This window comes from Pseudodesulfovibrio profundus (assembly GCF_900217235.1).
Taxonomy (GTDB): Bacteria; Desulfobacterota; Desulfovibrionia; order Desulfovibrionales; family Desulfovibrionaceae; genus Pseudodesulfovibrio; species Pseudodesulfovibrio profundus.
Window position 1 is genome coordinate 2,011,397 of record NZ_LT907975.1, and the last position, 14,748, is coordinate 2,026,144.

Sequence of the window (14,748 nt, forward strand, 5' to 3'; positions counted from 1 at the left end):
TATTTATCAAGATTCTTCTGTCAGTTGTGCCTTATAGGGCATGGGTATGAACACACCAAATCAAGTACAGTCGACTGTGTACAAAATCGTACGAGATTGGTACTAACGCTGTACTTTGTACTGTTTGCTTTGTTTTTCTCCACGAGAAGAGTCTTTTTATTCGTGCAATAGTATCAAATTCGGCAATTATTTAGGTGGAATCAATGGGACGATTATTGTTGTCAGGGCTGTTGGCACTGATCCTGTCTTCAACGGTGGCTATTGTTGCAGGGGATGTCTGTTGGGCTTCATCCAAAGAGCAGGGGGCTGTGGTTGTTGGCGAACAGACAGCACCGGAAACTTTCAGGGCGCAGCCTGCATTCAGGAGATCGACCCTCACCGGGTTCACGAGGGCGCGACGATCGATGACGCTGGTTTCGGAGGAGTCCGGCCGAGTGGAAAAAGTCGTTGCCGATGTGGGGGATACGCTCGGTGAAGACGGGCTGTTTGCTGTGCTCGATACGACATTCATTGAATTGGACCTTGTCGGTAACAGGGCGGACCAGCAGCGCCTGAAGAGTGACTATGACTACTATCGCAAGGAAATGGAGCGGTATCGTCGGCTGGTAAAGACCAAGAATGCCGCACAGTCCACACTGGATTCCAATGTCCGGGCGCATCAGGCCGCCTTGCAGCAGTTACGGGCCAAGCAGGTTGAAGAGCGGGTCCTCATGGAGCGCATGGAGCGATTCACCCTGCAGGGGCCACAGGGGTGGCAGGTTATCACGCGATACATTGAACCCGGTGAATGGGTGACCAAAGGCGAAAAGGTCGCAGAGCTAGGGCAATATGATGTCCTGCTTGTTCCGTATGCTTTGACCAGTTCGGAATACTCCCTGCTCAAGGACAAGAACGACCCTATCGAACTGAGACTCACCGACCTTGGGATTACCGTACAGGCTCGAGTGGCGCGGGTTTCGCCCGGGTTCGACAATCAGACGCGTAAAATCCCGGTGGATTTGGAGATAGTAGAAGGTGATTTTGCCTTCCGCGGGGGCTTGCGAACCGAGCTGGTGCTTGATCTTCCCGATCCCAACGGAGCGGTCATGGTCCCGGCATCGGCCCTTGTGAAAGCCTATGAAGAGTACTTTCTGATCACCCCTGAAGGGGACCGTGTTGGTGTCGTTTATCTCGGCGGAACAAGGGATCACATGCGGCGGGTGACTGGTGAGAATGTACACGCTGGTGACGAGTTCAAACTGCATCCTGTTCAGTAGTCATGGTCATGACAGGGTATCATCCTTTGGAGCATAGAAGATGGTAAGAGAGCTGGTGCGGTTCACGCTTGCGCAGAAGGTGTTCGTCAATCTGCTGTTCATTTTGATGATGGTTGTGGGGACGTTCTGCGTCTTTGATTTATCTGTTGAGCGATACCCGGATGTCCGTATGGGCAAGGTCATCATCAGTGGCTTTCTGCCCGGGGCAAGTCCCGATGAAGTAGAAACCCTGGTTACCCGCAAGATAGAGGAATCACTGGAAGACCTGGAAAATGTCGAGTTCATCCGTTCCCGGTCGTTTCGACAGCGGGCATCGGTGCTGGTCAAGTTCCTTGATGATACAGATTATGACGCTCTGTATGACGAATTGCGTTTCAGAGTGTTGTCCATTCAGAATGACCTGCCTGATGATATGGACCCGCCCGCCTTTACTGTCATCAGCATGAGTGAATGGCTGCCTGCCATCTCGGTGAATCTAACCGGTGATCGCTCCAATCGTTCCCTGACGTTGATGGCCGAGGAGATGAAAATCCCGTTGCAGCGTATCGCCGGGGTCAAGGAAGTGGAGATTGAGGGTGAGTTCGAGCGCGAGTTCCATGTCTCCCTTGATCCACAACGCCTCATGCGCCTGGGAGTTACCTTCGATGAAGTGGGCAAGGCGCTGGAGGGGGCGAATTTTTCAGTACCTGCTGGTGATTTTGTCAGTGATTCCGGTGAATATGTCATTGTTGTCGATGAGAAATTCCGGGCCAGGGATGCCATTGCAAAGACCATAATCCGCAGCGACCTGGACGGTTCCTTTGTCACGGTGGGTGATGTCATGAGCAGCGCGGGCATGGATTACCGTGATCCGTTCGTTGTGTCTTCGGTCAACGGCAAGGACTCCGTGGCCATCAAGATCATCAAGACACCGGAAGGCAATGCCCTTGATATCGGGGCGGAAGTGGAGAAGGTCGTTGAAGCGTTTCGGCCTGTCCTCGAAAAAGAGGGAGTGGAACCGGTCCTGACACAGGATCAGCGCACATATATCAACGAGAATATCAACACATTGGGTTCCAACCTACTGGTCGGTATCGTTCTTGTCTGCATCTGCATCTGGATCGTCATGGGATTTCGTAATGCCATGCTGACAACGGTTGGCGTGCCGTTCGCGTTTCTCGTGACCATGATCATCATGTGGCTGACCAACAACTCCCTTAATGAGATCACGCTTTTTTCCTTTGTTCTTGTTTCCGGTATCATTGTGGACGACGCCATCGTCGTTGTGGAGAATATCTACCGGCATGTTCAGGAAGGCAAACCGCTCAAGGAAGCGGTTGTGGCCGGGACATCCGAGGTGTTCCTGCCGGTCATTGCCGCCACGTCGACCACGGTGGCCGCCTTCCTGCCCATGTTGATCATGAGCGGTTCCACCGGCGAATTCTTTGCTCTGGTGCCCAAGGCAGTATCATTTGCCATCGCCGCCTCCATCATCGAGTGCCTGTTCATCCTGCCGCTGCACTTCCTTGACTGGCCCGGGGCCGATAAGCTCAAGGCCGAAGCCAAAGCGCACCACGGGGCTGACCCGAAGTTCCTTGTCTGGTTGCGTCACACGACCGACAGGGTGGTGCAGGTTTTTCTCCGGCACCAGTGGAAGTCGCTGACGGTCGTTTTCGGCTGCTTTATTCTAGCCGTTGTCATGCTGGGGGTATCAGTCTCCGGTGTCATGCCGCTGCTACGCATCAAGTTCTTCCCCGACGAGTACAGCCTCTTTTATGTCTCCATGGAAGGCCCGGTTGGAACGGATGTCTACACATCTTCGGAAAAGGCCAAAGAGGTGTCGCGGATGATGACCGGATTCGGACCGGGAACCACCAAGACAGCATCCGCTTTCGCAGGCATGGATATCAACGACGACTATGAAACGGTTTTCGGAGCAAACAGGGCTATCGTCATCGTTGAGCTACCGGCAAAAGAGCATCAGGAGTTTATCGATAATCCATCGAACGACCCGCAGTTGCTGCTTGATACCGTGCGTGAAAAGACCAGAAAATTGGAGACTGGTGGGTGGACCATGCGCATTTGGCCGGAGAAGGGTGGACCGCCCGCCGGTAAGGATGTGAACATCCGTGTGCTTGGACCGGATCAGGACTCTGTATACGCCTTGCAGGAGGATGTGCAGAACTGGGTGATGGGTAACGAAAGCATTGCCCCGTACCTCCTCGACTTTGCGCCGGACACCGGTTCGGACAACCGTGTATTTCGCTTCAGCCCGGTTCCGAGTCTGGTGTCGGAATACGGTTTGACTCCGGCTCAGGTTATCGCCCTTGCCGGGGGAATCCTGGACGGGCGGTTTGTCGGTAAATTCCGGGCTGCCGATGAAGACATCGATCTGCGCATGAAGATCGACAAGGCGTACCTGAGCCAGCCGGAAGATGCGCTCGACATACCGGTGCTGGAGGACCACGAAGGTCCGGTGCGTGTGGGCGATCTCGTGGAAGTGGAAAGCTACCGGGAGCCGGGGCAGCTCAACCGATTCCAGGGGCAGCGTGCCGTGACGCTGACGGCGAATATCCGGGCGGGGTCGCCGATTACGGCGCCGACGGTGGTTCATGATGTGCAGGCGTACTATGAAACCATTCAGGACAAGTACCCCGGTGCAACCATCAGCTTTGCCGGTGAATTCGAGTCCACAGGGCGTTCGTTTACCTCGTTGATGTACGCTTTTTTAATAGCAATATTGATAATTTATACGATTCTCGCGTGTCAGTTCCAGTCCTATGCACAGCCGGTCATCATTCTTTCGGCAGTGGCCTTTGCCCTGACCGGTGTTGTGTTCGGGACGTTCCTGACCCGTTCACTGTTCACGGTTAACAGCTTTGTGGCCACGGTGGGCGTGACCGGTGTCGTTGTTAACGATTCCCTTGTCTTGCTGGACTTTATCAATCGGCTGTACGCTTCCGGTTTGAGTCGGACCGAGGCCATACGGGAAGGTGTGCGCATCCGGTTGCGGCCTATTCTGCTGACCACGTTGACCACGACCCTCGGCCTTCTTCCCATGGCGCTTGGTATTCCCTATTACTCGCTCGTTTGGGGAACCATGGCTACGACCTTTGTGACCGGCTTGTGTGTGGCAACGACGTTGACCTTGTTCATCATGCCCATCGAGTGGGATCTGCTCATGCGACACAAGGAGCGCAAAGAGGCGAAGCGGGCCAAAAAGCTCGGCCTGGATCAGGCTGATGCCGGACTGTAGGGAACCGACTGTCGATATTGCGCAAATCATTTCGGAACGGTAGTGATTAAGAACACTGTCTAGCGAGGAGTTTGAATGAGCATCCACCCACAAGTGACCCTGTTGGTCCGAAATGTCGAAAAAACGGCTGAATTCTACGAGAAAAGTCTTGGCTACGACCTGGTGTGGGATTCCCTGCTTCTGGGGCCTTACGGGCAATCCTTGCGCCTTCTGGAGGTGTCTCTGGGGATGTCTGAGGATGTGAAGGGAGGCGGGGTAGCGCTCAACGTGCAGGTGCCGGATGTTCAGACTGCGGCAGAAGCTATTGTGGCCCATGGCGGCACCAAGTGTGAAGGGGCGCTCGCAGGTCAGGAAATGTATACGGGATTGAATGGGGAGTTGATACGCCTCTCTGCTCGTGGCATCCCGGGTGCGTCCAGAATTCGGTTGGTCATTTACGATTTTGACGGGGTGATGACCGATAACCGCGTGTTCGTCGACCAGAAGGGGGTTGAGACCGTGGCTGCCCATCGGGGGGACGGCATGGGAATCGGCATGATCCGCCGCTTGGGGATGGAGCAGTGTATTGTTTCCACCGAGCGCAATGATGTCGTACAGGCCCGGGCCAAGAAGATCGGCATCGAAGCCGCCCACGGGGTAGCTGATAAGTCTTCTCTCGTTATCCAACTGGCCGCTTCCAAAGGGCTGGCGCTGAGCGATGTTCTTTTCATGGGCAACGATGTCAACGATGCCGGTGCCATGGGAGTCTGCGGGTTCAGGGCTGCACCTGCCGATTCACATCCTTCCATACTGGCAATGGCGGACTATGTCACCGAAGCGACCGGTGGACACGGGTGTATCCGTGAACTTGCCGATGCGCTGAAAGCCAGTGTTCGTGCGGAAAAAGGGCGCCAGGATTAGGCCGACGATAGCTTTACCAAGGCGTCACAGAGCTATCATGCATTTGTGACAGAATCATGGTTGAGTGTATGGAGAGGAGTACTCTATGTGCACAGCCATACCCGTCAGTCTGTTTCTGTTGTTCCTGCTAATTGCGGGAACCATGTTTCGATTTTCTCGTCCATCCAGTCCCAATGCGTCGACGCTTGCTTCGCTGATGGAGGACGTCCTGGGCGGTGAAGAAGATGAAAGTACATCAGTCGAATGTTTGATCCAACCGCATCCCGGTAATCTTTCTGCCTCCAGTTGAGGCATCCGTAAGTGACAATGTAAGGTTTTTTTCCCGGGTGGTATCGATAAATTTTCGACAACGCTTTATGCCATGACTATAGAGATCTTGTGACGGTTGCGATAAATGTTTGTCAGAGGCGTTAGAAGAAAGCGCCGAGGATTATAGCAATTTGCTGCCGGTACTGGGTAAAGGCTTCTTCGATAAACGGTTCAGCATCCAGTCCGAGAATATCCCACGCTTCCTTATCAATGCCGGGAAGCACGTACATGTTGCCTTCCGCCACATCGGCTGCATTGGCCAGATTGTCGGCCACGTGCACAATGGCGGCTTCGAGCTGGTCTTCCGCCTCCATTGGGGTGTGGTGGTGGTTGATCATGTCCGATAACTTCTGCGGGAACTTCCATGCTGTTAGTAGCGGTCTGCTGATATCGGTGTGGCAGAAGTCCATGACCGACCGTTCGGCTTCGACCAGGGGGATGGCGTTTTCACGGGCAAAAAGCATGGCCTCGGTGGCCGCGTAGGGGAGCTTTTTGAAGAGGATCAGCCGTCCCACGTCATGAAGCAGTCCGGCGATAAAGCAACGCTCGGAAGCAACGGAAGGCTGGGAGTCGCCAATGATCTTGGCAAAGATGCCGCAGGTGATCGAATGACGCCAGAAGGACTTCATATCCACCAATTCCGGCGGAATATCCTTGAAATAGTTGATGGCTGAGATGCCCAGCGCCAGGGTGGAAAGTTCTTTTGCCCCGACCAGCGTGACCGCTCTGCTGACGGAGTCGATGGTCTGGGAGAATCCGTAAAGAGGCGAGTTGACGAGCTTGAGCAGCTTGGCAGCAAGGCTCATGTCAGTGGAGACAACCTTGGCGATCTTGTCCGCCGAGGCGCTGTCGTCATCCAGCACTTCCTTGATGCGGAAATAAATGTCAGGAAAACTGCTCAGTTCGGTTTCGTGCTTGACGATGGTCTCGGGTGAGCCCATGCCGCGCAGGAACAGGTCTTCCATGTGCTCGACATTGGTGGCGCGACGCGTGTCGGCATCCGGCAGTTCCCATCCTTTGGCTACTGCCATGCCTGTCTCTTCGAGTGTCTGGTGAAACAATGCCACCACGGGTGCTAAATCCGGGTTGGCATACAGGAAGAACTCACGAACGTACTCCTCGACCTCGCGTTGGTCTTCAGGGGTGAGAGCCGCTGTTTCTTCAACGTCGATTTCGGTGCAACCGATTCGCTCAAGCAGCGTGAGATGTCGTTCCTCCAGCGTGGTGCCGGCGGCGAACAACAGTCTTCCGTCTTCAGCCTTGAGGTCTGAAGCCAGAACCATGCCCAGCGCAATCTCATCCAATCGTTTGACAGCCAAAACACTCTCCTCCGTCTGTGGAGTTCGTTATCCTCGTTAGCCTTCTTTTTGATATGCGATAGTTCCCGGGTGGTAGATAGGCTTGAACGTCTGGGAGATCTTGTGGAGTGTCTCCGAGTGTCCGAGCATGAGAAACCCGTTGGGCAGCAGGTTGTCATAAAATGCGCTGACAACCCGCTTCTTCATATCCTGATCGAAATATATGATGACGTTGCGGCAGAATACGATGTGCGACCGCGGTATCCGCTTGAGGGCGATCCGGTCATTGAGATTCATCTGCTGGAACGTGACAAGGCGGGATACAGCCGGTTTGATTCGCCACCCATCGGCCTCCTTGGAGAAGTACCTTTGTCGGATGTCGTCAGGAGTGGTTTTGAATGCGTACTCCTGATAGAGACCGTTTTTGGCCTTGTCGATCATGGCCTGCGAGAGGTCGACAGCCGTGATCTTGATCCGCCATTTGGGGGTCTCCAGGCGGAGGGTTTCAAGAATGAGCATGGCCAGCGTGTAGGGCTCTTCTCCCGAAGAACAACCGGCGGACCAGATATTCAGTTCGAGCTTGCCGGCCTTGCGCTGTTCATCAAGCTTCTGCTTGAGAACGTTTTTGGTGAAGGCTTCCAACTGCTTGACGTCACGATAAAAGCTGGTCTCATTAGTGGTTACCAGCTCAAACAGCTTGTTTAACTCGCGATTCTTATTGGTATCGAACTTGAGGTAGGTGACGTAATCGGCGAAACTGGTGAGACCCAATTGCTCAATACGCTTGGAAAAACGGCTTTCAAAGAGATATTTTCGTTTGATATCAACGAAAATGCCGGTTTTTTCGTAGATGAAATCACGCAGCTGAATAAATTCATCGTCGCTGATTTGCAGGCCCTTTCGGAGGCTTACTGATTTAGAGAAAAGAGAGCCCATCTACATTTTTCCTTATTTTCGTCCTTCATTTATTTGTACTCTGCAGGAACAGGAAAGGCGTATCAATTATGAGTTGTAGCGACTAAGCTTTGAAATCTCAATGATATTTTCACCACAAATCCGGTTTCCAATAATAGATTGCATGACAATCCGGTTTCCCCATGGCTTATGGGGCCGATGTATACGTCTTGGCTTCTTCTTCCTTGAGCAGGACTCGACGTGCCCCAGCGGCCAGCGCCGCCATCTCCTCGTCGCCTGTTACCGCTTCCACCGGAGCGATGGTCTGCGTGAGGTCGGCAACCCTATCCACAAGCGGGTTGCACCGTGCCAGCCCACCGGTGAGGACGATCGCATCGACACGCCGGGCTTTGCCCGAAGCCGCAAAAGCAGGGACCAGCGAGCTGGCATAGCGGGCGATGCCGTACGCCATTGCCTCAAAAATTTCAGACGCTTCTGGTTCTCCGGCTTTGACTCGGTTTTCAATGTCCATCATGTCGTTGGTGCCGAGGTGGGCGTATACCCCGCCTTCGCGCTGAATGATCTCCCGGAGCCGTTCAGTGGAAAGGTCGCCTCGGTCGATCATGTCGAGCATGGGGAGCAGGGGCATTCCGCCTGTGCGCTCAGGGGTGAACGGACCTTCACCGTCCAGCGCATTGATGACATCCACCACCTTGCCCTGACAATGGGCGCCGATGGAGGTGCCACCGCCCATATGGCAGACTATGCAGTTGAGCTTGTCATAGGGTTTTCCCAGCCGTGCCGCCACGGTTCGCGCTGCGCCACGCTGGTTCAGGGCATGGAACAGGCTGCGTCTACGGACACCGGGTAACCCGGTCAACCGTGCGATATCCATCATTTCATCCGTGACGACAGGATCGACGATGAATGCCGATACCCCCCATTCCAGGGCGAGTTCGTTGGCGAGGATGGCGCCGAGGTTGCACGGATGCTCACCGTACCGCGCCTCACTGAGATCGGAAAGCATGGTTTCATTTACTTCATAGACCCCGCCCTCGAGGGGGTGAAGCAGCCCGCCGCGTCCGGCAACTCCGTTTATGGATGCCGTATCGATGCCAGCCTCCTTCAGTGTTTCGCGAATGGCGGTCATACGAAAATCCAGTTGATCTATCACAGAGGAGAACTGGGCCATGCGGGTCTTGTCATGCCGGTATTCACGGGAGATCAACTGGTGCTCGCCTTCATAGAGGGCGAGTTTGGTGGAGGTAGAACCGGGGTTGATTACGAAAACCCTCATTATTGGCTCCTTTGAGCCAGAAGACTGGCCAGTGCAATGGAGTGAAACTTTGATGCGTCCGTGTCACCACGAGAGGGAACAACCACGGGTACCTGACTGCCGACCACAACGGCAGCCATGGTCCGGCCGCAGAGCGTGGACAGGGCCTTGTACAAAATATTGCCTGCTTCAATATTCGGTGTGACCAGAATGTCGGCACATCCTGCCACCGGGTTGTCGAAGCGCTTGCAGGCCGCGACTTCACGAGACATGGCCAGATCAAGGGAGAGGGGGCCGAGCACCTCGGCATCACCGAACTCACCCTGACGGGACATCTTGGTCAGAATGTCTCCATCGAGCGTTGCTGGCATGGCGGGATAATTGATTTTTTCCGTTGCAGCGAGGATGGCGGCCTTGGGACGGGTCATGCCCAGCTTCCGGGCCACATCCAGGCTGTTCTTGAGGATTTCAGCCTTGCGCTGCATGGACGGGGCGATGTTCACGCCGGGATCGGTGATGAGCATCAGGCGGCCATCCACAGGGGACTCGAATGCAGCCACGTGACTCAGAATACTGCCGGGGTTGGGGACGCCGGTCTTTTTGTTGAGTACGCCCTTGAGCAACTGAGCGGTGGAGACCAGCCCTTTCATGATGAACTGGGCTTCGCCTTCACGAAACAGGCGCACAGCTTCATCGACCGCCTGCTGATCGTCAGTCATTTCAATGGTGCGAAAAGCCGAAATATCGAGATTCCCTGCCTCTGCTATGCGTTTGGTTTCATCTATGTCACCAATGAGAATGGGTTCCGCTACACCGCGTTCAAAGGCTTCCACGCCGGCTTGCAGCACGTGTCCTTCCGCAGATCGGGCAATGGCGACCTTGGGAAGCGGGCCACCGGCGGTGTGCTCCAGGACGGCACGAACAAGGCCGTCGAGACTGGTAACGGGAGCATGGGAGGTCATGAGCTACTCATCCCCTCGTTTCAGGGCGATCATGCCGGATCGACACATGGATTTGATGCCATAGGGAACGAGCATCTGGATGAGTCCGTCGATGCGTTCCTGGTCCCCGGAAAGTTCCACGGTGATGGATTCCTGCCCCATGCCAATGACATTGGCCCGGAATACTTCGAAAATCTGCATGAGCTGACTGGTGTTGCCCGGGGACATGGCGACTTTGACCATGACCAGTTCGCGGTCAACGAAATCCTTTCGTGACAGGTCATCGATCTGGATGATGGCATCGAGCCCGTCCAGGTACCGTTCAGCGGCATCGATGGCAGTGTCGTCCCCTTCGATTCGGAGGACGATCCGCGAAACTTCGGGGTTTTCGGTTTCGCCTGCGGCAAGCGAGAGTATGTTGGCCCCGGATTTTCCGAATTCGCTGGCCAGTTCGGCCAACACACCGGGTTGATTCTTGGCGAGTGCGGACAGGGTGCGTTTCACAATGCGCTCCTTGGTTGCGTTTGGCGAGTGCGGCTGGTGCCTTACGTAGCGGACATAGCTGATGCGACACGGAAAGAAAAGTCCGTGAAAAGGGTTTTTCAGGACCGTAACCCGATCACAAGAGCTATTTGACGATCATGACCGAATTGCGCGCTCGGGCCACTACATCGTGTGATACGCTGAAAACCCTTGCAAACCATGGCTTTTCGGATTCCGCCATGATGATCAGGGAAAAATCATACCCGAGTTCTGCGATGACTTCAGCCGGATCACCGGTCTCCACCAGCATTTCCGTCGGAGTGACGCCATTGGCGTGGAATAGGGCGTCTGCTTCTTCCACCGCCTTTCTTGCTCTTGGTTCTTCTTCAGGCTCGGCTGCAACAGAGAGAAGGGATACCGGACAGTCGCAGGCGCGGCTGTACCGGATGGCTTCCGGGAGCATCTCGCGTGAGGTGTCAGAATCCTGTACGCAGACCAGCAGGCCGTGTCCCGGCTCCAGATGGCGTGCAACAATGATGGAGCAGTGGGTATGCGCCGCTATTTTGAGTGCAAGCTGCTGTGGGGTGAGATACCGCCGAAGTCCTTCCACCGGTTCGGGCGAGCCGCCGACGATGACAAAATCTGCCTTGAATCGCTTGGCTTCATCCACAACAGTGGTGGTGATATCCGATGCTGTCCGCAGGCGAAGGGACACGATCCCGCCACATGGATTGATGTAATCACGGACAAACTCCCCGGCCGGATCACCGGAAAGCTCCTTGTGGCGCCACTCCTCGTGTACCTCTTCCTGTATTCCGCCCAGTTCCGACAGGATGTCCCGGGCCTGACGCAGATAGGCCATGCCGGGAAGCTCTATTCCCCAGTCCAGCAGGTTTTCCCTTGCAACACGGACTTCCATGCCGCCGGATTTGAGCCCGCTGTCTACGGGTCGAACATAGAGCAGCACAATGTCTGCACAGCCTGTTTCAGTGAGCCTGTGGACGAACTTCAGGCCGGTGAACGCTTCCGGGCCACCGCCGATACAGAGTAATATGCGCAGGTTCTGGTCGTCCCTGTCCATGGACAACTCCTTACAGCCCAATAAGGGGCCAATAGAATTTTGATGCCAGCATGAGCACCACAAATGACATGATAGCCATGCGCCAGCCAACCTTCATGAAGTCGGGCGGACGCAGGTAACCGGATGAATAGACAATGGTCGAAGCGGGGGTTCCGATGACCGTGAAATAGGCGAATGCACTGGATATGGCCGTGACCATACCTACAGCCAACGGGTTGGTTTCCGTGGCGGTGGCAATGGTCAGCACGATGGGGCCGAGCACGGCAACAGCAGCGCCGTTGCTCATGGTATTGGTGATGAATGTGGTCAGGGCCATGACTGCTGCCAGCAGTCCCAGTCCGTGATCGAGTCCGACGAGTGCGAGGGTGGACATGAACATGTCGGCGACCCAGGCGGCAGCACCCGTGGCCCGCATTTGTCCACCCAGCGAGATGGCAGCCGCGTACAGCCAGACAACACCCCAGTTGACGCCGGAGTTGAGGTCGTTCCAGCGGACCAGACCGGTGACAAGGAAAAGAACGGCACCGAGAATGGCTATGGTTCCCATACCGTAGGTGGAAGAGAATCCGACCCATCCGATAAGAGTCAGTAAAAAAAGAAGGATGGCTAAATAATGACGTCCGCTCAAAGACCCTTCCTCGCCGACCTGCTCGCGGAGCTTGGTCACGGCAAGGCTCATGTCCGTAATATCGGTCTTGAAGGTATGTCGCAGGATGAAGTGCATCAGCGGTAACTGCACGAGAAAGACCGGGTAGGCATAGATCATCCATTGCAGGTAGCTGACACTGTAGGGATAGGTGGCCGGATCATCCGAGGCATAGAAGAAGTCTCGAAGATAGTCGATCATGATCGCGTTTCGCGCCCCGCCTGAGGGGGTACCGATACCGGCCATGGCGCAGGCATAGGAGATCGAAAAGAGAAACAGGATGGCCAGTGATTTACGCTTGTTCTCGTCGTCTGTAGCAAGTTGTAACAGGGATAGCGCCACCGGCAACATCATGGCGGCAACCGTGTGTTCACCGATGAATGAGGCCAGGATGCCGGAGAAGACCGAAATACCAAACGCAATACGATATGTATTCGATCCCGTAACACTGACAATAAGCAGGGCGAGCCGCTTGTCGAGTTTCTGTTTGACCAGCGCCACCGCGAGCATCAGCGAACCCATGATGAAAAGAACGGAATCCTTCATCAGTGATTTTGCCACCACAGAGGAGTCGATGCTGAGCAGGAACACCTGTCCGAGAATGATCAGCAATGCCACGGCCGGGAGGGGAATCGGCTCCGTGATGAAGAGAATGGTTGCGCCCACGGTCATGACGAGCACGCGCCAACCCTCGGGTGTAACACCGTCGGGCACAGGGCCGAACAGCATTGCAGCCTGTATGATCAGGGTGATGAAGAACCAGCGTTTTTCTCGTAAATAGTGAATCACAGTTTTGTGACTATATACCGGATTACATGCTGCGCCAAGGGGTATCGTGAAGAACGTGGGTTGGTTGTGGTGGTTTTGGGTAGGAACAGCGTGTCGAAACCATGCTCGAATTGCATGAAAAAAGGGAACCGGACAAAGCCGATTCCCTTTTTGACTAGGTCGTCTTGGATATTACAGTGCTTCGCCGTCGATGATCAGGTTGGGCAGTTCATCGGTGTCGTCGGACTTGATCGGGAAGTGCTCGGTGATGATCTGGCCGCAGCGCTTCACCCCGTCACACAAGGCCTCACCGGATCGGCCAGCCTTGATGCCTTTGGTGATTTCTGCAACCACGTCATCCCACACCTTGGGGTCGACTTTGTCGTTGATGCCCTTGTCCGCCAGTATCTGGACGGATCGCTCGTAGACCGAGACATAAATGATGATACCGGTCAGATCACGGGTACGGTGCAGGCCGTGGATGAAGAAGTTGGTCAGTGCCGCTTCCTCCACCTCTTCGTGCATTTCCCGTTTGGTGATGAACGGCATCTTCAGTTCAGGGATAGCCGCCAACAGGCGGGAAAAGAGAACGTATGAGCCGAGGAACAGGGCGAGGAATACCCACATGTCTTCACGGTCCAGCAGCATGGCGATGCAGATGGCGGCCAGGATGCCGAGCAGCAATCCGCCAAGGTGTGAAGCGCGAGGGTAGTCATAGCTTGATGAGGCAATAACGGGGACGATTTCACCGGAAGTTTTCAGTTCCACGTCCTTGACGCATTTGACAAGCTGGTCCTGTTCTTCCTTTGAAAGAAACGTATGTGCGAGTGTTTTCATTGTCTGTCCTTATGCCTACCAGTCACCACCGGCGCCGCCGCCGCCAAATCCACCGCCACCAAATCCGCCGAATCCACCGCCATCACCGAATCCGCCACCGCCTCCGCGCCCGCCACCGAGCATGGAAAGGAAGAAGAGGGTTGATGCGGCAGAGCCGAGACCGGAACCGTGTCGACGGTCTGTAACGGTCTTGTCGCCGGTAATATGGCCGCGTCGTCTGCGCCGACCGAATATTTCGGTGAATGCGATGAACGCGATCATGGGGATGATGATCAGGGGCAGGACGCCGCGTCTGCTGCCCTGGTTCTTTTTGGCCTGAGCAGCCGTGTATTCACCACGTACAGCGCCGGAAATGGCGCCGATTCCGTCAATGAATCCACCATCGAAATCACCTTTCTGGAAGCGTGGACCAATGACGTTGGTGATGATCTGACCGGCCAGGACATCGGTGAGGACGCCTTCGAGACCGTATCCGACTTCAATGCGGACCTTGCGGTCGCCCTGGCTCACGAGGAGCAGGACGCCGTTATCCTTGTCCGCCTGACCGACTTTCCATGCATCGACGACGCGAATGGAGAATTCGTTCATGTCATCGCCTTCAAGGGAAGGGATGGTCAGAACGGCCACCTGTGTGGAGTCGGTGCGTTCGAGATCGGTGAGTCGGGCCTCAAGCGCTTTTTCTGCGGCTGGAGAGAGCATGTCGGCATAGTCGTTGACGTATCCCTTGTATGCCGGGACCTCCAGCGCAAAGGCGCTGACCACCATCACGAGGACGGCGGTCACGCTGAGTGCGATTAGCTTGATTGTGCGCACAAATAGCTCCC

Annotated in this window: 13 protein-coding genes; 4 read left to right on the top strand and 9 right to left on the bottom strand. The window is 55.1% G+C overall.

The features are described from left to right. Positions 1 to 203: 203 nt before the first annotated feature. The 4 genes from DPRO_RS09555 (at position 204) to DPRO_RS09570 (ending at position 5,680) form a co-directional block, all read left to right on the top strand. Positions 204 to 1,256 carry an efflux RND transporter periplasmic adaptor subunit gene (locus DPRO_RS09555; protein ID WP_097011838.1) on the top strand — a complete coding sequence of 351 codons (1,053 nt, stop codon included), beginning with the start codon at positions 204 to 206 and terminating at the stop codon, positions 1,254 to 1,256. Positions 1,257 to 1,296: 40 nt separating this feature from the next. Continuing rightward, complete coding sequence (locus DPRO_RS09560) at positions 1,297 to 4,491, top strand: efflux RND transporter permease subunit (protein WP_097011839.1); 3,195 nt, start codon at positions 1,297 to 1,299, stop codon at positions 4,489 to 4,491. Positions 4,492 to 4,566: 75 nt separating this feature from the next. Further along, entirely contained in the window at positions 4,567 to 5,391 is an 825-nt protein-coding gene (locus DPRO_RS20005) for an HAD hydrolase family protein (protein WP_157917424.1), read from the top strand. 85 nt (positions 5,392 to 5,476) lie between these two features. Beyond that, positions 5,477 to 5,680: a hypothetical protein gene (locus DPRO_RS09570; protein WP_097011840.1), complete on the top strand. Its 204-nt coding sequence runs from the start codon at positions 5,477 to 5,479 to the stop codon at positions 5,678 to 5,680. Positions 5,681 to 5,801: 121 nt separating this feature from the next. Here DPRO_RS09570 and DPRO_RS09575 read toward each other — a convergent pair whose 3' ends face one another. From DPRO_RS09575 to DPRO_RS09615, 9 genes are all read right to left on the bottom strand, one after another. Next, positions 5,802 to 7,019, bottom strand: a complete 1,218-nt coding sequence (locus DPRO_RS09575; RefSeq protein ID WP_097011841.1) for an HDOD domain-containing protein — start codon at positions 7,017 to 7,019, stop codon at positions 5,802 to 5,804. 36 nt (positions 7,020 to 7,055) lie between these two features. Next, the gene (locus DPRO_RS09580) at positions 7,056 to 7,934 is read right to left on the bottom strand and encodes a CheR family methyltransferase (protein ID WP_097011842.1); all 879 of its coding nucleotides are present in this window, start codon (positions 7,932 to 7,934) and stop codon (positions 7,056 to 7,058) included. A gap of 166 nt (positions 7,935 to 8,100) precedes the next feature. Further along, entirely contained in the window at positions 8,101 to 9,189 is a 1,089-nt protein-coding gene (buk, locus tag DPRO_RS09585) for a butyrate kinase (protein WP_097011843.1), read from the bottom strand. Then, positions 9,189 to 10,130, bottom strand: a complete 942-nt coding sequence (locus tag DPRO_RS09590) for a phosphate acyltransferase (RefSeq protein WP_097011844.1) — start codon at positions 10,128 to 10,130, stop codon at positions 9,189 to 9,191. The genes buk and DPRO_RS09590 overlap by 1 nt, the downstream gene beginning before the upstream one ends. A 3-nt stretch (positions 10,131 to 10,133) precedes the next feature. Beyond that, on the bottom strand, positions 10,134 to 10,613 hold the full coding sequence (ilvN, locus tag DPRO_RS09595) for an acetolactate synthase small subunit (protein WP_097011845.1): 480 nt from the start codon (positions 10,611 to 10,613) through the stop codon (positions 10,134 to 10,136). 124 nt (positions 10,614 to 10,737) lie between these two features. Further along, positions 10,738 to 11,673 carry a universal stress protein gene (locus DPRO_RS09600; RefSeq protein WP_097011846.1) on the bottom strand — a complete coding sequence of 312 codons (936 nt, stop codon included), beginning with the start codon at positions 11,671 to 11,673 and terminating at the stop codon, positions 10,738 to 10,740. A 10-nt stretch (positions 11,674 to 11,683) separates the two neighbouring features. Next, positions 11,684 to 13,108 (bottom strand): SLC13 family permease, encoded by a 1,425-nt coding sequence (locus tag DPRO_RS09605; RefSeq protein WP_097011847.1) that lies wholly within the window; start codon positions 13,106 to 13,108, stop codon positions 11,684 to 11,686. 171 nt (positions 13,109 to 13,279) lie between these two features. Next, positions 13,280 to 13,924 (bottom strand): TPM domain-containing protein, encoded by a 645-nt coding sequence (locus DPRO_RS09610; protein ID WP_097011848.1) that lies wholly within the window; start codon positions 13,922 to 13,924, stop codon positions 13,280 to 13,282. A gap of 15 nt (positions 13,925 to 13,939) precedes the next feature. Next, the gene (locus DPRO_RS09615; protein ID WP_232005770.1) at positions 13,940 to 14,737 is read right to left on the bottom strand and encodes a TPM domain-containing protein; all 798 of its coding nucleotides are present in this window, start codon (positions 14,735 to 14,737) and stop codon (positions 13,940 to 13,942) included. Between the last annotated feature and the right edge of the window lie 11 nt (positions 14,738 to 14,748).